The organism is Vibrio sp. MOR3, assembly GCF_001557775.1.
Taxonomy (GTDB): domain Bacteria; phylum Pseudomonadota; class Gammaproteobacteria; order Enterobacterales; family Vibrionaceae; genus Vibrio; species Vibrio jasicida.
In genome coordinates this window covers 93,634-110,482 of record NZ_LNRD01000006.1, presented here as the reverse complement: position 1 = coordinate 110,482, position 16,849 = coordinate 93,634, and the positions used below count along the sequence as shown (strand labels likewise).

General features: G+C 42.6%; 17 protein-coding genes. 16 read left to right on the top strand and 1 reads right to left on the bottom strand.

Annotated features, from left to right (window positions below; all coding sequences use genetic code 11):
• Nucleotides 1–471 precede the first annotated feature (471 nt).
• The 16 genes from ATB76_RS13850 (at nucleotide 472) to ATB76_RS13775 (ending at nucleotide 15,560) form a co-directional block, all read left to right on the top strand.
• The gene (locus ATB76_RS13850) at nucleotides 472–690 is read left to right on the top strand and encodes a Flp family type IVb pilin (protein WP_038868088.1); all 219 of its coding nucleotides are present in this window, start codon (nucleotides 472–474) and stop codon (nucleotides 688–690) included.
• Nucleotides 691–842: 152 nt separating this feature from the next.
• Entirely contained in the window at nucleotides 843–1,280 is a 438-nt protein-coding gene (locus ATB76_RS27265; protein ID WP_081094913.1) for a prepilin peptidase, read from the top strand.
• A gap of 21 nt (nucleotides 1,281–1,301) precedes the next feature.
• Nucleotides 1,302–2,126 (top strand): RcpC/CpaB family pilus assembly protein, encoded by an 825-nt coding sequence (locus tag ATB76_RS13845; protein WP_061035494.1) that lies wholly within the window; start codon nucleotides 1,302–1,304, stop codon nucleotides 2,124–2,126.
• Nucleotides 2,126–3,496: a pilus assembly protein N-terminal domain-containing protein gene (locus tag ATB76_RS13840; protein WP_042600395.1), complete on the top strand. Its 1,371-nt coding sequence runs from the start codon at nucleotides 2,126–2,128 to the stop codon at nucleotides 3,494–3,496. Before ATB76_RS13845 ends, ATB76_RS13840 begins: the two co-directional genes overlap by 1 nt.
• The gene (locus tag ATB76_RS13835; RefSeq protein WP_061035493.1) at nucleotides 3,493–3,969 is read left to right on the top strand and encodes a hypothetical protein; all 477 of its coding nucleotides are present in this window, start codon (nucleotides 3,493–3,495) and stop codon (nucleotides 3,967–3,969) included. Before ATB76_RS13840 ends, ATB76_RS13835 begins: the two co-directional genes overlap by 4 nt.
• A 1-nt stretch (nucleotide 3,970) precedes the next feature.
• On the top strand, nucleotides 3,971–5,212 hold the full coding sequence (locus ATB76_RS13830) for a P-loop NTPase (protein ID WP_042605640.1): 1,242 nt from the start codon (nucleotides 3,971–3,973) through the stop codon (nucleotides 5,210–5,212).
• The gene (locus ATB76_RS13825) at nucleotides 5,209–6,480 is read left to right on the top strand and encodes a CpaF family protein (RefSeq protein ID WP_038880823.1); all 1,272 of its coding nucleotides are present in this window, start codon (nucleotides 5,209–5,211) and stop codon (nucleotides 6,478–6,480) included. The genes ATB76_RS13830 and ATB76_RS13825 overlap by 4 nt, the downstream gene beginning before the upstream one ends.
• 1 nt (nucleotide 6,481) lies before the next feature.
• Nucleotides 6,482–7,384 carry a type II secretion system F family protein gene (locus ATB76_RS13820; RefSeq protein ID WP_038880822.1) on the top strand — a complete coding sequence of 301 codons (903 nt, stop codon included), beginning with the start codon at nucleotides 6,482–6,484 and terminating at the stop codon, nucleotides 7,382–7,384.
• Nucleotides 7,381–8,232, top strand: coding sequence for a type II secretion system F family protein (locus ATB76_RS13815; RefSeq protein ID WP_039976752.1), 852 nt, complete (start codon nucleotides 7,381–7,383; stop codon nucleotides 8,230–8,232). Before ATB76_RS13820 ends, ATB76_RS13815 begins: the two co-directional genes overlap by 4 nt.
• On the top strand, nucleotides 8,232–8,954 hold the full coding sequence (locus ATB76_RS13810; protein WP_042600399.1) for a tetratricopeptide repeat protein: 723 nt from the start codon (nucleotides 8,232–8,234) through the stop codon (nucleotides 8,952–8,954). Before ATB76_RS13815 ends, ATB76_RS13810 begins: the two co-directional genes overlap by 1 nt.
• Before the next feature lie 2 nt (nucleotides 8,955–8,956).
• Entirely contained in the window at nucleotides 8,957–9,439 is a 483-nt protein-coding gene (locus tag ATB76_RS13805) for a TadE family protein (protein WP_042600400.1), read from the top strand.
• Nucleotides 9,426–9,986, top strand: coding sequence for a tight adherence pilus pseudopilin TadF (gene tadF / locus ATB76_RS13800; RefSeq protein ID WP_038868070.1), 561 nt, complete (start codon nucleotides 9,426–9,428; stop codon nucleotides 9,984–9,986). Before ATB76_RS13805 ends, tadF begins: the two co-directional genes overlap by 14 nt.
• Nucleotides 9,987–9,990: 4 nt before the next feature.
• On the top strand, nucleotides 9,991–11,538 hold the full coding sequence (locus tag ATB76_RS13795; protein WP_038880816.1) for a TadE/TadG family type IV pilus assembly protein: 1,548 nt from the start codon (nucleotides 9,991–9,993) through the stop codon (nucleotides 11,536–11,538).
• Between the two features lie 8 nt (nucleotides 11,539–11,546).
• Entirely contained in the window at nucleotides 11,547–12,242 is a 696-nt protein-coding gene (locus ATB76_RS13790; RefSeq protein WP_061035492.1) for an OmpA family protein, read from the top strand.
• 88 nt (nucleotides 12,243–12,330) lie between these two features.
• A complete protein-coding gene (locus ATB76_RS13785; protein ID WP_230677725.1) occupies nucleotides 12,331–13,755 on the top strand; it encodes a hypothetical protein in 1,425 nt (474 codons plus the stop codon).
• Between the two features lie 797 nt (nucleotides 13,756–14,552).
• Nucleotides 14,553–15,560: a hypothetical protein gene (locus tag ATB76_RS13775; protein ID WP_042600407.1), complete on the top strand. Its 1,008-nt coding sequence runs from the start codon at nucleotides 14,553–14,555 to the stop codon at nucleotides 15,558–15,560.
• Between the two features lie 39 nt (nucleotides 15,561–15,599).
• Here ATB76_RS13775 and ATB76_RS13770 read toward each other — a convergent pair whose 3' ends face one another.
• Nucleotides 15,600–16,739: a hypothetical protein gene (locus ATB76_RS13770; RefSeq protein WP_061035491.1), complete on the bottom strand. Its 1,140-nt coding sequence runs from the start codon at nucleotides 16,737–16,739 to the stop codon at nucleotides 15,600–15,602.
• Between the last annotated feature and the right edge of the window lie 110 nt (nucleotides 16,740–16,849).

The window sequence follows — 16,849 nt, the reverse complement described above, 5'->3', positions numbered from 1 at the left end:
GACCAACCTTTTAAAAGCAAGCAAATTTTAGTTTTTTGAATTGTAATTTGTATATTTGCAACACAATAGCGTGATGATGCTCGTATTTCAACACGTTTTATAAAGCATAGTTATTTAAGAGTGCAGCTTTCATTCTTGCCATATTACTATCTTGCATAAGGATTCATTACAAAAATTTATCATTTTGATAAAATCAATTATCATGTAGATAGTTTATTACTCTATAAATGATCTACCTCTCATCATTTGCATTGTTTTAATTTAAGTGATTTTTGTTATTCTTCTCCGCTTTACTAAGGTAACCATTTGTAAAATATGGTTTTGTGTGTTTTTTGTTCGACTTCCTTTGCTTTTTGTTTGGTTGTTTTTTCGATTGCCTATCGATTTTATCAATAAGGGCTATTTTCTGTTGAAAGGAAGTATTAATTAATATGGGGCTGCATTTGTAAATTCACTTCATAGGAACAAAACATGATTACTAAATTGTACGTGAAAACAGGCCTGTTTTTGTCGCAATTCAAAAACGATGAGCGTGGTGTAACGGCGATTGAATATGGTCTAATTGGTGTTGCAATGGCAGTGCTAGTTAGCGTAGCGGTAGGTGATAACGGCTTCATTAAGGAGCTGGGTAATGCGTTTGATACGATTGCTGATACGATCAAAACTGCTGGTACTAAACCAACGCCATAATTAAACATATTACCCTTTGGTTTTATGTAGATAATATCGATAGATATTTGTGCCAGACCTATGGTTTTCATTGGTCTGGCATCGTTAATTCAGATTATCTAATAAATGTTTTTTGAAAATAAACCAGAAAAGTTAACCTGAGAGTCTTATTTTTGAGTCATGAATGGTATTTGTTAGTATTGGCAATTGCGTGTGTTTATGTTTCATTTGTCGATTTTATTTGTCGAAGAATACATAATTACACCTTGCTCATACTCCTCTTGTTGCAAAGTTTTTTTTCACCGTTAGATATTCAAATAACAACCTTTTTGCTGGTGTTAGGGGTAGGGTTAATACTTTACGCTCTGATTTCGATTGGAGCAGGTGATATTAAGTATGCCGCTGTCTTATCTCTTTCAATCCCTTTACATGATTTGCCGTGGGCCTATATTTTGACGGCTTTTGCTGGTGGTTTTTTAGCTGTTATTTATTTGATAGGTCAAAAGCTAATAAGCAACACGTCGAGTAATAAAGAGGGAATCCCATATGGAATAGCAATTAGCGTTGGATTTTACTTAGTAATTTTAACTCAAAATACGCCACATATATAAACCTCCCAAAATAGGCACGTTATGAGATCTCGACTGGTATTACTTGTTGCTATTGTTGCTTTGATAGTTGGCGCGCTAGGCGTTGTCGATTTGTTCAAAAGCGAACCTCAGTCAGCAACTACCGCTGAATTGGCAGATAACAAAGAAGAAGAGCATGTTGCTGTCTGGACGACCACAGAAGCGTATGAAAAAGGGCATGCGATCAGTGCTCAAGGCGTCATAAAACGACAGCTCCCACTTAGCGAGGCATTGACGCTTGGTGTGAGAGAAGACGCTGAAATCAGTTTTTCCCCTTCCGTTTTATTGAATCGAGATTTGAATCCTGGCGAAGTTGTGTTGCCAGAATACCAAGTCGCGTCTGGTCAGCCTGGGTATATCGATCTTCTCGTCACGGAGGGAATGACGTTGTATCCACTCGAAGTGAGCAACAAGAATCTAATCAATGATTATATCCGACCAAGTTCATACATTGATGTCCTTACGGTGAGCTCTCCAAATGATAACTTAGCGGGAAACATTGATAAGCCAAAGCGCTTCAGAGGCGTGAAAGCATCAATGTTCCTCAAGCATATTAAAGTGCTCAACATTGGTGATGGAGAAGGGGAAAACAGTTCTGTTACTGCACGAGCCCCGAGTAAAGAAGACGGTTTAACGACTGTGGTCATTGAAGTTAGACCTGATGACCTAGCCAAACTTGCGTTAGCCCAAAGAACTATGCACATCGAAATATACCGAAGCCAAACCTACAAGCAGCCTGAGTACGCAGAAGTGCGCAATATTATTGATAATTACACTGGTATTGACGAGTTGCGCGGAAACGTCAACAACCCAAGAGAGGCTCTGTAATGACAATACAACCTCAAATGAAGCAATCAGTTTACCGTTCTATCGTGCTCTTTTTTATGGGCTTACTGTGCGTAACAAATGTTTATGCGGCGAATCGCTCCATTACGCTCAATGATGGACAACATATTCAGCTTAAGACACCAATTGGAAAGGTCTTCATCAGTAATCCTGATATTGCGGATTATAAAATCATCAATGATAACACATTGGTGGTATTCGCTAATGGAATAGGGCAGTCACGATTGATTGTGTACGGGATTGATGATGATGTGCTGCTCTCTGATCGCATTATTGTTGATTTGGACTTAAGCGAAGTCAGACGCCAGCTTAAATTCCATTTTCCAGATGCTAAGGTCAAGGTTCAGTCTGTTGGTGAGCAAGTTGCCGTCAGTGGTGTTGTTGATTCCGAAGCAACGCGTGATGACATCTATCGATTGGTTGCAACACTACTTGGCCGAGAAAAGACAGAGCGATGGGACAAAGCCGAGAAGTTGGAGTTCAGCTCTGAAAGTGCCGACTATGAAGAGCCGGAGGGAATGGTTTTCGCGCGAAATATGACATGGGAAGGGATCGTCGAACGCATTGAAGTCGCTACGACTCAACAAGTGAACGTCAAAATTTCCGTTGCTCAAGTCACCGAATCATTTGGAAAAACAGTAGGCGTTGACTGGAGCTCTGTGGGTTCTAGCGTCGGTGAGTTTGTTTTTGATCAGTTTGACGCTGCAAATTTAAGCACGTTGATTACAGCATTAGGCAATGACCAAATTGCTGAAGTTTTAGCTGAGCCTAATTTAACCGTACTCTCCGGCGAATCGGCAAGTTTCCTCGTTGGTGGAGAGGTGCCGGTCATCGTATCGACGGACAGCAATGTCAATATCACTTTTAAAGAGTTCGGCATTAAGTTGGACCTTACCGCGAAGGTACTTAGCCAAGATAAGATCCGAATGCAATTAGCCCCAGAAGTCAGCGAAGTAGAAAGCTATGTAGAGGCGGCTGGTATAAAAGTGCCACAGCTGGCTTCGCGTCGAGCGTTAACGACGGTCGAGTTAGCAGACGGAGATAGCTTCATTCTAGGTGGGCTAATGAGCAGCACCGATTTAGAAAAAATGCAGAAGATTCCTTTTGTCGGCGATATCCCTGTACTTGGCGCGGCATTCCGTAAGGCAACGACAGACAGAAAACGCACTGAGTTGATCATCGTGGCGACGGTAAATCTGGTTGAGCCAATGAAACCAAAAGACATTCAACTCCCATATATCAAAAAAACATCAACATTGGCGCGTTGGTTGAATATTGATTCCGAGGGTAATTCCCCAGTGACATCGGATGCAACGATTCGCTTATTGTCTGAAGGAGGTTTCATTCAATGAAGAAACTCGTACTCATTACTTTATTGACTTCATCCCTCTTTGGTTGCGCTTCAGAGCGTTATTTTGGTGGTAACGGAGCTGAAGCTTTGGTGTACAAAGAACACCACAATTTCGAATTTTCGATCAAAAAACAAGCGGAAACCACCAAGCAGATTAAGCAACTGATTCACGATATTGAGTCGATGGATAAAGAGGCGACTTACGTGGTGGATTACAGATCAACGCGTAGCAAGACGATGTTAGAGCAGATATTTAGCCAATATCCGTCACACATTGTCGCGCCGCAAAGAGTGACGTTCCGCAATGCACCTCATTTATCGAATGATCTCAGCATTCAAGTGACGTTAACGCGCATGAAGACTCAGCAATGTACGCCTGCACAAATTCACGTCCAACTAGGTCAACCTGACTGCTTTGTAGAGTCAATGCGTTTAAAACAAGTGTCCTACAAGTCTAGATTGGTGGGAGAGTAACATGTTTGATCTGACCAAAGCGTTAAGCACCAAGGCTAAGCCTACTCAGTCCACCGCGACTGGCGTTGCTGGTTGTACTTTGTTTTATCAATCACAAGAGTGTTTGAACCTAGTTCAGGAAGTGTTTCGATTTGAAGGTTGGAATGACCCTGAATGTGTCAAAGCCAATGCTGGATTAACTAAGTTAACGGAACAGCAGAGTAGTCACATTGTTATCCTTGAGCTTAATGAATCCAATAACGTTGTTGAAGACGCCAAATCTTTTGCCAGCAAATTGCCTACGCATAAAGGCGTGGTCGTAATTGGCAAAGAGGATGCTATTTCGACGCTGCGTTCGCTGAAAGATATGGGCTTCTATTATGTTTTTTGGCCAGTGAACAAACAGGAATTTGCTGACTTCTTAAATCATGTTAGCAAGAACCTAAAGACGTTTTCGGGTGTCAGCCAAAAACGCAAAGCAAAACGTGTTGCAGTTGTGGGAGCAAAAGGTGGTGTTGGTGCCTCATTTATCACAACAGAGTTGAGTTCACTACTGTCTACTCAGGGCACGGATACCATCCTTGTTGATCACCAATACACTGATACCAATATTGATGTCTTATTGGGCTTAAAAGACTTTAAACCCCGCGGTATCGATGAGTTTACCGCGCCATTGCATGAAATGGATGAAGAAGGTGCATTGAGCTATCTGTTTAATGCACGAAAAAACCTACGTTTGTTAGCGATTGATGGGGATATGAGTCAGACCGATATCCTTAACTATAACCAAACGCTTTGTGACCTTTTGGCAAGAAATACCAATTTCATTATCGAAGATTTCTCTGGTGGCGTGGATTTCAAAGTTGAACCTCAACTCTTGGTAGAAAACTTCGACGTGGTTGTTTTGGTATTAGACGCATCAGTGTCTTCGGTAAGAAGCGCAAAGCGGTTATTTGAAAAAATGTCGAATTTGCAGCTCACACTCGCATCTCGCACTCGTGTTATTACGGTCGTGAACTACCATCGACCAGAAAATGCTTATGTATTGCAGAAGCCTGACTTAACCAAATACTTAGGGGCGGATGTGGACCTAGAAGTGGCTTACTGCAAATCGCTTTCACACATCATCATTGATGGTAAGCGAGGCCATAAACATGATCGCCACGTCAGTCGCTCTATGGAGTTATTGGTGAAGCTGATCAATGGCCAACCTGTTGATCAAAAAGGCATGGGATCGTGGTTAAAGAAGGTGCGTGCTAAATGAGTTCTAACAAAGACTTATATCTCGCTTTTCGTGGCCAAATATTTGAAGCGTTAGATGCTGAAGCGGTTCAGAAAATGAGCCGTCGAGATCTTGAGGCCCAGATACAAGCCGCGGTAGACCTCCTTGCGAACAGCTACCAACGACCGATCACTTCCATGATGAAGTCTGGGTTGGTGAAAAGCTTAATTGATGAGCTTTTTGGCTTAGGGCCTTTGCAACCTTTGGTCGAAGACCAGTCTATCTCCGATATTATGGTGAATGGACCAAACCATATTTTCTTTGAGCGACACGGGAAAGTTCAAAAGTCAGAAGTCACATTTGTAAATGAAGAACAACTCTTAGCCATTGCGAAGCGTATTGCTTCACGTGTTGGTCGCCGTGTTGATGAGCTGTCTCCAACGGTTGATGCCCGACTCGATGACGGTAGCCGTGTCAACATTGTTATCCCACCTATTGCGTTGGATGGGACGTCAATCTCGATACGTAAATTCAGGGAGCAGAACATTGGTTTTGAGGACTTGATTGGCTTTGGAACCATGTCACCAGATATGGCAAGAGTGCTCATGATTGCGTCTCGCTGTCGAATGAATGTGCTAATTTCAGGTGGTACAGGCTCAGGCAAGACTACGCTGCTCAATGCATTGTCTCAATACATTGCAGAAGATGAACGCATCGTCACGATTGAAGACGCTGCGGAACTGCGTTTGCAACAGCCGAACTTGGTCCGATTAGAAACTCGAACGTCCAGCGTGGAACAAACCGGTGCGGTAACGCAACGAGATTTGGTGATCAACGCACTTCGTATGCGCCCAGACCGAATCATATTGGGTGAGTGTCGTGGGTCTGAAGCCTTTGAAATGTTGCAAGCAATGAATACTGGCCATGATGGTTCGATGTCTACGTTGCACGCTAACACACCGAGAGATGCGATTGCTCGTGTTGAATCCATGGTGATGATGGCGAATTTGAACCAACCTCTTGACGCGATTCGAAGAACAATCGTCAGTGCCGTTCAAATGGTCGTTCAAGTTAATAGGTTACGTGATGGCTCCCGTAAAATTACCAGTATCTCTGAAATTGTTGGCCTAGAAGGCGATAGCGTCGTGATGGAAGAGATCTATCGTTTCCGTTACGACGATGCGCATTTCGGGGAAACGGTGAAAGGCGACTTTGTGACCAGTGGCATCATGCAACGATCTGAGCTTGTGAAAAAATCCCAATTCTTCGGCTTATATGACGAGCTGATGGCTGCATTTAAGGGGATATAGCATGCTCTGGATCTCGCTCATCCTCTTTGCGGTTGTACTGCTTTTGATCAGGGATTCGAAGGTCAAAAAGGTTAACCAGTTTTTCAATATTGAAGAAGCTGAAGCGGAAAACTTCAATGCTATCAACGTTAAATCGTTGGTACGAAAGCAAAGCTGGCAAAAGTTCAAAGAATCCATTTCACCAACATTAACTGTATTGGGGCCGAGATCTTCTCTGTACATAGCGCTGTATATCACGGGCAGTCTGATTGCATCTTGGTACGTCGTCGTTAAATTATTGTTGATGACGAATACAGTGTTGATTCTCGGTTTATCTTTGTTGCTTACCATTTTTGGTTATCGCTACCTGGTCACAAGAAGACGTCGAGATTTTGAAAACACATTCCCGGATGCGCTGAATATTCTGATGAGCGCGGTAACGGCTGGCGACAGTCTAATGCAAGCCATTAGTTACGTCGGAGAGGTTATGGACAACTCAATTGGTCGTGAATTCAAGTTAATGGGTGACCGGTTGAAGTTAGGTGAATCTCCTGAAGTGGTACTTCAACGTTCTTGCAAGAACTACCCGTATCCGGAGTTTCTCTTCTTTACCGTAACGCTTAGAGCAAACATTGCGCGTGGTGGTCAGCTTAAAGGGGTGTTAGCAAGACTTATTCGAGTCTTGGTGGATGCTAGGACGTTAGAGAAAAAGAAAATGGCGATGACCTCTGAAGCGAGGATTTCGGCCAAGATTGTGGCAGCAATCCCATTGATTTTTATGGTTATTCTTAACTATGTAAACCCTGGCAATGTGGATTATGTCTTGTATGACCCTTCTGGCCGAATCGTGCTCTTTTATGTGCTTGGCAGTGAGTTGTTCGGGTTATTCATTGTTTGGCTGTTAGTCAAAGGAGTGCGCGCATGATGTTATTGGTTTCTCTTGTTGTGCTGTTTGTTTCGTTACTCTTTTTAATTGTTGATTCACTACGTAGTGAGCAGCGACGCAAGAAAGTGGCATTTTACATCGGGGGAGATGCAGTGCGTGCCCCCTCTCGCGTTAACCGTTTTTTTGTCCGTTTCGGTAAAGAGTATCGACACGAATTAGAACAAAAAATGATTGAAGCTGGGTATTACAACACAGAGTGGGCCAAGTTCTATTTTCCGGCCAAGTTGTTGGTACTTGCTTTGGTTGCTGGTGGGGTTTTACTGTCGGATATGACAACGACCAGTCAGCTTATCGTGGTCATTTTTGCTCTTATTGGCGTGATAGTTGTACCTGATACCTTACTGCAGCTTCGACGTAAAGTCTTGATTAGTAAGACGTCATCTCAGTTACCGTATTTATTAGACATGATGTCGGTGTGTGTTCAAACCGGTATGACGATAGAAGCGGCTTTGGTGTACTTAGGGAAGGAGTTGGCAGAGTTTGATTCAGACCTTTGCTATCAAATTAAACGCACTTCCGATTCAGCCAAAATACACGGTGTAGAAAAGGCGCTTAATGATCTCAGTGACCGGATACCAACACCAGCAGTTCGAAGCTTTGTCCTGACTATTATTCAAAATTTGCAATACGGAACCTCCGTGGCTCAAGTATTAAGTGATCTCGCAGAGGACATGCGAAAAGTTCAAATTCTTACGGTCGAGGAAAAGGTTGGCAAACTCTCGGCGAAGATGAGTGTGCCTTTGATCTTATTCATTATGTTTCCGATCGTCATTCTGATACTCGCTCCGAGTGTCATGCAAATGTCGATCAATATTGGGGGTAACTAATGGTTGCAAAACGTATTTCTGTCGTTTTGTTCGCGTTAAGCGTATTAGCTGGCTGTCAATCGACACCTTCACAGCAGAGCCAGCAACTAGATGATGTCACTAGCATGGAAAAAGTGAAGAATTACGACGGCTTAATCACGCATTATAAATCCAAGCTGGAGCAAGGTTCGCAAGATCCTGCGGTAAAAGAAAACCTCGCGTGGGCTTACTTCCATAAAGGGGATCTTGAATCAGCTAACTTCTACGTTCAACACCTCAGAAAAGAGGGTATTGAGAATCCTAGTCTGTATCAACTAGAAGGGCAGGTATTTGATGCAAAAAACGACACTGAAAATGCCATTGCCGCTTATCTATCTTCAGTCAGTGCTGGTAATCAGGCAGGACAAATTCATGTCTTGCTCGGCGTATCCTACACCAAAGCGGGTAAGTATGAAGATGCTTATCAAGAGCTGAATAACGCCCGCTTACGTGGATACGACGATGTCGTGATCAAGAACAATATTGCGATGATACACATGGCAAACGGTGAGTACCAACAAGCAATTGAGACGCTAACTCCCGTGTTAAAAGACAATCCAGCAAATAAAGTGGTCAAAGCGAACCTTGCTATTGCACTTATGAAAGCACAACAAATGGACGCAGCGAAGAAATTGCTTAAAGGTGATTTCTCAGCTCAAGAGATCCACAGTATCGCGACTGAATTGACTCAGACTAGGAGTTAGTGATGAGAAGTCTTTGCAAGCAGAAGGGGGTGACGGCGATAGAGTTTGCTTTGGGTGCGCTCGTTTTGTTCTTTGCCACTTTTGCTATTTTCGAATCCAGCTATCAAATCTACGTCGTAAACATGACGGAGTACTCTCTCAGAGAAACCATAAGAAACACAAAGATCTATGAGGGAAAAGGCATTAATCAACAGTATGAAGATAAGTTTCGAACGTTGATAGGAGCCGATAATAACCTGTGGCATTTTTTAATTGATAGTGCCCGATTCTCTATTCAAGGTCGGTACTACAAAACCTATGACGATTTTATTGCCAATAGAGGGCATTCTGATCAAGGTCTGAACTTCAATTATGACCTAGCCGAAATCACGGTTACGTATCACTACTCTCCAATGATAAAGCTAACTGGTGCTGCTGATAAAGACATTGCTCGAACCATGGTTTTGAACTTAGAGCATGAAGGGTGGAAAGATGACACTCCGTAACCGATTTTTACCTTCGACCAAGCACCAAAAAGGCGCATTTACTATTGAGCTTGTGTTTGTTCTTGTCGCATTGTGGGGTGTTTACCTTTTTGCGGCGGATCTCAGTTATCAGCTACTTGTGCGCGCAAAGCTCGATCGTTCCAGCTTTGCCTTAGTCAATGTGATCAAAGAACGTACTCGTTACTTTGATGCTGATGTGTTGGCAGGGAAAAACTTATCCGTCACCAATACAGATTTAGAAGACCTGACTCAAGTGGCGAGCCGGATGCTAGATACAACGCCAGATAATGTGGCGATTAAAATCGAGTCGTTGACGAATAAGGCGAATGTGGCTGCTTTTACCAGTAGCAAATTCAATAAATTAGGTTGCGAAACGGACTCAATTCTTGCTCATGCAGATTTGGCTCCGGTTGAAAAAGGCATCGTATACCCACTGTATCGAGTCAGTGTATGCGAAGAGCAAAGCTCTTGGTTCAAACCTTTTTTCAATGGCGGCACAGGGACAACGGTCAAGATTGGCTCTTCTTCAATCATGCCAGGGAGATAATGAAATGAAAATGCAGCGATACCAGCATCAAAGTCTCCAACAACAAAAAGGCGTCGCCGCGATATGGATGGGTTTATTGCTTGTTCCTATCATGGGGTTCACTTTTTGGGCTGTTGAGGGAACACGTTATGTTCAAGAGTCCAGCCGATTAAGAGACTCAGCAGAGGCTGCTGCGATGGCGGTGACCATTGAAGACCAGCCCGATGCAGCTCGTGAACTGGCAACGAAATATGTCGAAAACTATGTGCGAGATATTAAATCAGCCAGCCTTTCTGCCCAGCGATTTCATCAGGCGGAAGATGAAGGGGCTGGGGTGCTCGAATACATTCAATATACGGTGAACGCAAGGACGACACACGACTCATGGTTTGCGAGTAGTTTTGTTCCTTCTTTTAATGAGCAACAGGATTTAGCGGGCCGTTCGTTAGCCAGAAAATACCCCGTTTACCTTGGAGATAACAACATCGATATTGTCTTCGTATCTGATTTTTCAGGCTCGATGGACGAAAGGTGGGGATCAAGTCGACATAAAAAAATTGATGATTTGAAAACCGCAATCGATCAAATATCAAACAAGATTCTTTGTACATCTACTCGTAAAGAGTATGTCGATGGAGAGTGGAAAGATGTTTGTGACGAGCCGGGAGAAGATACAACCGGAGACAAGCTGCTTAATCGAGTAGGTTTTGTTCCATTTAACGTTCGAACCAGAGAAATCGTCGGGGGCAATCAAGCTCGCGCGACTAGCCAATTAAGTTACAGAGATGGTTATAACGCTTATCTATCGCCGTATACCTATAACGATGTTAATTGGGATTATTGGCGTACGTATTCGCAAAGTCAGGTACTCAACTGTGCGAGCAGGCAATCAAGATGTTCAAACCCCAAATCGGATAATCAAAAGTATGCGAAGCGTATTCGTGATGTCATCAATTTGGACCGTTATGCCGTTGCGGATGTTTACAACTATGTGGATTTTCCGGCGTCAGTTTCAACCATGTTTACTGATAAATCGGGATTAAAGCCCAATTTCTATAGTGTGAGTGGAACACGTCTATTTAACGCACATGGTTCCTCCAATTCATCGCAGTTTTACAACATTCGATTATCGAACAAGCTTTCCGATTTGAACGCAATTAAGTCGATGTGGGCAGATGGCGGTACTGCTGCGTTTCAAGGCATATTAAGAGGATCTCAGGTTCTTCATGATGGAGACCCAAACAGTACAGATGATGAAGAGCAGCAAGCGTACAACAAGAAAATCAAGATGCTGCTGATTTTGAGTGATGGGCAGGAAAGTCCTAACAACGGCATTCTGAAAGGGCTAGTAGACAACGGTATGTGCGACAAAGCCAGAGCAGAGATTCCGGGCTTATACATCGGTGTTATTGGTATCGATTTTCGTGCTTCTCAACAAAGTGGTTTTCAAGACTGTGTTGTCAATCCAAGTGAAGACATCATCGATGTATCTGACTTAGATGAATTGATTGAAAAGATAGAAGAACTCATCCGCAAAGGCTCAAAAACAAGTGGAATAACTAAGTTGTACTAGAGGAAAATATGAAAAAGTTAGTGATTGGCGCAATCGCGTTATCAATGATGCCGTTAAGCTTTGCAGTAAAGGCTGGAGAAGGGCTTAGTGTTTATTGCGACAATACCTTCAGCGAGTACCAACATAGTGTCACTGTGGATGATGTTATCGGAATTGGTCAACATCGACAGGGCTTTTTGCAGATAGAGCAAAAATCCGACAGTAACGAGCTAAAACAAGTATTGGCGGGTAAATCAAAGTTGGGGTTGGAACAATCTGGATGTTCGACTTGGATTGGCAATCAAAACAACTATCTACAAGGCAAGGGCTTAGTTGCGCGTCTGCATTTTGGCTTTGACCAATCCAACTTAACTCCGATGGGCAGTAAGGCTCTGAATCAACTCGCAGGTTCGCTGAAAAATAGCGATAGTGCTATTGCGGTAGATGGTCACACCGACAGCAAGGGTTCTGAAGGCTACAACCAATCGTTGGGCTTGCAGCGTGCGTTGACAACGTCTAACGGTTTGATTGCGCAAGGCGTGGATAAAAGCCGTATTGTCGTTCGTTCATTTGGTGAAACTCAGCCGATTGCGTCGAATTCAACCGCTGAGGGACGATCACAAAACAGACGCTCAGAAATATGGGCTTCTAAGAATGATCAGGCAAAACCAGATCAAATAAAACCAGATCAAATAAAACCAGACGAAGTAAAGCCAACGGAATAGGTTTTAATCGCAGAGTGTTCACCTTGCCTAAAACGCAAGGTGAAGCATTAACAACAATGGTGTCGTGGTGGGTCAATTTGGAGTGGCAGTGGGTAAATCTAAAACAGTATTAGTCATATGGGTGGGTCTAGCATGGAGTGGTGTTACTGCTGCCTCAGAGCTAATTAACTTTAATGAGCAAGATAAGCTAAACGACATCAAGTCGGCTTATCAGCAAGAATATAGCGCGCTCAATATTGATGAAAATATTGCGCATTACAATAAATTGAATGCTGAAATTGAGTCCACCAAGATCAAGTTGGTCAACAACGTTGAGATGATCAAATCTGATTCAAACCGTTTAACAGACAAGTTGGTCGATGGCGTCTACGATGAATCCTTGATGCTCACCTTACGTAACATGTCATCCAAAGTGAACTCAATGAAGAAAGAGATTGAGACCGCCGGCAAGTTGCTTGCAGAAACAAAACAGCAGCTGTCGCAAGACCAACGAGAAGCCAGTCAGATTGAGCGAAAGAAAAACGACGCGTTGCTGGCTTTGTATGAGAAGATCAAAGCTCGACATTTGGACGATTCGAAACGCGTGATTAACGATACTTATCAAGGCCAATTACAGTGTAATGTATCGGAAAGCCTATCAACATGCGTGAACCGCAATCTTCCTTCTATCAAAAATGCATTTGTGTTGAGTAAAGGTGGCTTGTCGCGCATTCAACTTACGCGTTTTAGAGTGGTAGATGCAAACCAAAGACTAAATGGCGATCTCTCCTTTACCGCGGATGCGAGTTACAAACATGCCTACAGTGTAAATACAGAAATGGAGCTTAGACAGGCGTTAAACCTAGATAGAGTGCGGTTTGTGTTCCGTTCGAACTCAGAAAATACGGTGTTCTACATCAACGATCAAGAAGTCGGGTCGGGTGATAGAGTAGATGTGACGGGTAATTACGTGGGGGTTTACAGTGTTCGCGCCGTAAATAGCAATCAGACACAATCGCTTAAATTGAATCTCAAAAATGGCGGTGATTACTTCTTTCCATTTCCAAATAAGGCCAACGCAACCGACCTCCATTCAACTCGTTCAGTAATGGAAGAGGCGAGTAAGGTTGATGATGAAGCAACTAGAGACAAGCATTCTGGCAAATTCTCTGAGAGCCTTTTACCAAAAAACGCCGTTGCCGGAATGGAGCCTGCTGTGAAGCAAGATGTGAAACGCTATACCAATAAAGTGCTGTATAAAGACGATGCGTTTACTTACCTTTTGCCCCAGTTTAAAGGCAACCAAAAGTCTCACGATATCTTCCTAAATAGAGAGCAGGCTACCCAGTATTGTGAACGGCTATCCTCCCGTTTACCTAGCACTACTGCTTATCAATACCTTGAAAAGTACGCCAACCTTTCTTCTGGAGATTATTGGACGAATAAAGGCAGCGTTTATTCATCAGATAAGCATAAAGAGCTTGATAAAGCGTTTGATACGAACAAGTTTATTTGCATGGTGAGTATGAGCTAACAACGATGCTATTCTGCCTCGCAAAAAACTTCTATAAGAGCCGTATTTACGGCTCTTTTTTTGTCTTCTTTTGGTGAATATTAGTTTGCTTAAAGGGGGATAGCTTAGACAGTTGCCTTGCTGTGTTTAAATCCTTTCTCAATGCTATCCCATTATAGTTATTACCTCATAACATGTTCTTTTTAAAAATAAAACGTGAGTGGGCATATGGCGAACAGAATGTATTTAGAGTTGGCAAAGCAAGCTTGTCAGAGTGAAAGAGAATACGAATGGGGGTTGGCGTGCGAGCTTTGGTCGGAAGCTGCCACAAAAGCACCTGAGGGCAGCACGAATAAGTATTGGGCATTACTTCGGTCTGATTTTTGCCGATGTCGTGGTAGAGAGCATGGTATGTGTTTTCTAACAGAGACGGCCTATCAGCGAGAGGAAACGAGAGAGGCAGTACGAGGGTTGAATCGACTTAACTATTTGAAAGGTAAATAAATACCACTTCAATGATTCTTTTTTATGCAATAAGCGATATTGAGGAACCGATATTCGATTGAGCCTTCAGAGGTTCTCTATGTCGCGTCAGAAAAATCTGATACTCACCTGCATGTATTTCTAATTTAGGTAAATTTAAATAATCTCAAATTATGGTTGGCTGCGTTATTTGAAAGAGAATACCTATAGAAGTATTCAAAGATTTAAATGCGATACCTAACTGATACCCGAGTAACTTCAAGATACCGGTTTCTGGGGTATGAATGTCCATTTTTTACAATGGGCATTTTGAGTTTTACAGGGAGGGGAGTTATATGACTTATTGTTTTAAAGATGAGTTGAGTCGGTGGGTCGATACTCGAGATATTTCTCGAAAGGACCTTATCGCGCTGTTACAAAATAACTACTATGAGGAGTTTAAAGGCCTTGATTCTATTACCTTAAGCCGATGGTTTACCGGTAAAAGTATCCCGCCAATATATAAACAGTTCTATATTGCCAAGTGTTTGGATATTGATTTAATAGAGGTTCTGTTACGAATGGATCTGTCTAAGGTTCGTTACTCGAACAAACATGATCTTGTCATCAGCACCTTAGTTCGAGCTCTAGATTTTTCGATTTCTAACCTTTCTTATCGCAAGGTGTCTGGGCCTCCTAAAAGCGAAATAAAAAGTCTGACGATCAATGAATACTCTGACATGTTCAAAGAGTTTAACCATAACATTTCACCTCTCAAAAGGTTCTATCAGGACCTTCAAGAGAAAGCGAGTGATGTGAAGTATCAATGCGTTTTAATTAAAAATGACCAAGAGGCAACGGTAGGCCATTGGTACGGCATGGTGAACATTGAAGGTATTAATGGGCTACCTTCATTTATTACGCTTCCACAGGAAGAAGCTGAGCGTAGCTGTTTGATTGGTGTGGGGTACTTTACAAGTTCGGCGCACTATTTTGAATTGATTGTTCAAGCTCTTTGCTATTACTTGATTAGATATTCCAGTAAGAAAGATTACGCGTACTTTTTCATCGTCGATTTTCAACCATTAATTGCATTCAGCAAGCTGGTCTTTAACGCAGAAGAAGTAAAGTACTATCCGCCAAAAGAGAAGGGTAGCATGGGTGTTTACCTATTCAGACACAATATAATCAAATCGATTTCTAACCCCGTTCTATTGAAGAAGGTGAAAGAAAAGCTCGAATGTCTGGTGGATTGCGATCCAAGTTGTAACTTGTGTAATCTGCGTGATTTTAGAAAAGATGAAATGATAATAGGTAATGGCATTCCTTTTTTAGACGTGACTGAATCTAGAACTCATGTTTGACAGTGTTGTAAGACAGAGCCGCGTATGGCGGCTCTTCGATCACTCGCTTGTGAGTGATTCCAACTCTTCATCGTTGAGATAACGGTGGCCTTGCCCAAGCCCCGATATCTTTTTGAACATCAATTCGCATTGTTCTTCTGCATGGGTATCATTTTCGTTGAAGCAGATACCATTTAAGAATGCATAACGTCCCTCACAGCCTATATCGTGGTTTGGGTTGATCATTGGAGTGGATAGCTGAGCTGTCACTCCATCGATTACGCAAGCGACTTTACCTTTTACGACACCGATTACACGTTTTACCCGATGTGCTTTATCTCCGCATTTCCATGCTTGGCGTGTTCCCCATTCATAACCATGTTTTTCTTTGCCTTTCTGAATATGCACAATGAGGTTCAAGTTCTTTTCCGTTGCATCAATAGGAGCTTGTACTATTTTTTGTGGCGGCATAGTTCTGACAACAAATAAAGGCGCATTACAGTTTAGGTATTTAATCGGGTTTGCAGCGCCTTGTGGGAAATGCGAAGAAATGGCCTTGTAACGAAGCTGTTCTCGAACGGTTTCATTGGCTAATTCTCCAATAAAGCCCCAACGTTCTTTTCCATCAATATCGACTGGATACCAAGATTTGATCTTGTAAACTTCGCGAGTTAACCCACGATAGGTTGTTACTGCGTAAGTTGCTCTATCTCGTTTGCTGCCAATGACCCAAGCTTCTCTTGTTGCATCGTAAAGCTCTTCTTGCGTAATTTCGCGATAGTACTTTTTATTGATGTTAATAAGTACGATGGGTAATGAGGTCTCGAGCGCTTCGGCACTATACATAGCGATAATCTCATCAGTCGTTTTAATGCCAAAATCGCTGGAGTAATGACCCCCTTGTAAATTAGACAGGTTGGTTAGTCCTATATAATCGATGAGCGCTGCTTCAACCTCAAATGCCGTTACTTCGCCTAATCCATGCCTCAATACATAGTGTTCTACTTTGAATCCCGCATTTAAAATACTTCGAATTGTGTCAAGTTTGTCGCTAGAGCTATCACTTTCTAATGCACATTCTGCATGATTAAAGATTCGATTGCCTCTGCCTTTTCCAACATAGAAGACGATGCCGTTGCGAGGGTCTCGTAGGAAGTAAACATAATATTTAAGTTGTTCGATGACTGATTGAGAAAACATAACGTGGATTGTCCGCGCGATAGTTAATAAGGGTGGTAGTGCATATTTAAATGGCGACGGAATCTATCACGAAACCTAACTTAAGTCTTGAATGTTTTGCTTGTCGCGAA

What these genes read in the sequence shown, in the direction of transcription:
- ATB76_RS13840 (WP_042600395.1), top strand. Translation starts at nt 2,126, where the DNA reads ATGACAATACAACCTCAAATGAAGCAATCAGTTTACCGTTCTATCGTG.
- ATB76_RS13805 (WP_042600400.1), top strand. Translation starts at nt 8,957, where the DNA reads ATGAGAAGTCTTTGCAAGCAGAAGGGGGTGACGGCGATAGAGTTTGCT.
- ATB76_RS13845 (WP_061035494.1), top strand. Translation starts at nt 1,302, where the DNA reads ATGAGATCTCGACTGGTATTACTTGTTGCTATTGTTGCTTTGATAGTT.
- ATB76_RS13770 (WP_061035491.1), bottom strand. Translation starts at nt 16,739, where the DNA reads ATGTTTTCTCAATCAGTCATCGAACAACTTAAATATTATGTTTACTTC.
- ATB76_RS13830 (WP_042605640.1), top strand. Translation starts at nt 3,971, where the DNA reads ATGTTTGATCTGACCAAAGCGTTAAGCACCAAGGCTAAGCCTACTCAG.
- ATB76_RS13795 (WP_038880816.1), top strand. Translation starts at nt 9,991, where the DNA reads ATGAAAATGCAGCGATACCAGCATCAAAGTCTCCAACAACAAAAAGGC.
- ATB76_RS13835 (WP_061035493.1), top strand. Translation starts at nt 3,493, where the DNA reads ATGAAGAAACTCGTACTCATTACTTTATTGACTTCATCCCTCTTTGGT.
- ATB76_RS13815 (WP_039976752.1), top strand. Translation starts at nt 7,381, where the DNA reads ATGATGTTATTGGTTTCTCTTGTTGTGCTGTTTGTTTCGTTACTCTTT.
- ATB76_RS13825 (WP_038880823.1), top strand. Translation starts at nt 5,209, where the DNA reads ATGAGTTCTAACAAAGACTTATATCTCGCTTTTCGTGGCCAAATATTT.
- tadF (WP_038868070.1), top strand. Translation starts at nt 9,426, where the DNA reads ATGACACTCCGTAACCGATTTTTACCTTCGACCAAGCACCAAAAAGGC.
- ATB76_RS13775 (WP_042600407.1), top strand. Translation starts at nt 14,553, where the DNA reads ATGACTTATTGTTTTAAAGATGAGTTGAGTCGGTGGGTCGATACTCGA.
- ATB76_RS13820 (WP_038880822.1), top strand. Translation starts at nt 6,482, where the DNA reads ATGCTCTGGATCTCGCTCATCCTCTTTGCGGTTGTACTGCTTTTGATC.
- ATB76_RS13790 (WP_061035492.1), top strand. Translation starts at nt 11,547, where the DNA reads ATGAAAAAGTTAGTGATTGGCGCAATCGCGTTATCAATGATGCCGTTA.
- ATB76_RS13850 (WP_038868088.1), top strand. Translation starts at nt 472, where the DNA reads ATGATTACTAAATTGTACGTGAAAACAGGCCTGTTTTTGTCGCAATTC.
- ATB76_RS13810 (WP_042600399.1), top strand. Translation starts at nt 8,232, where the DNA reads ATGGTTGCAAAACGTATTTCTGTCGTTTTGTTCGCGTTAAGCGTATTA.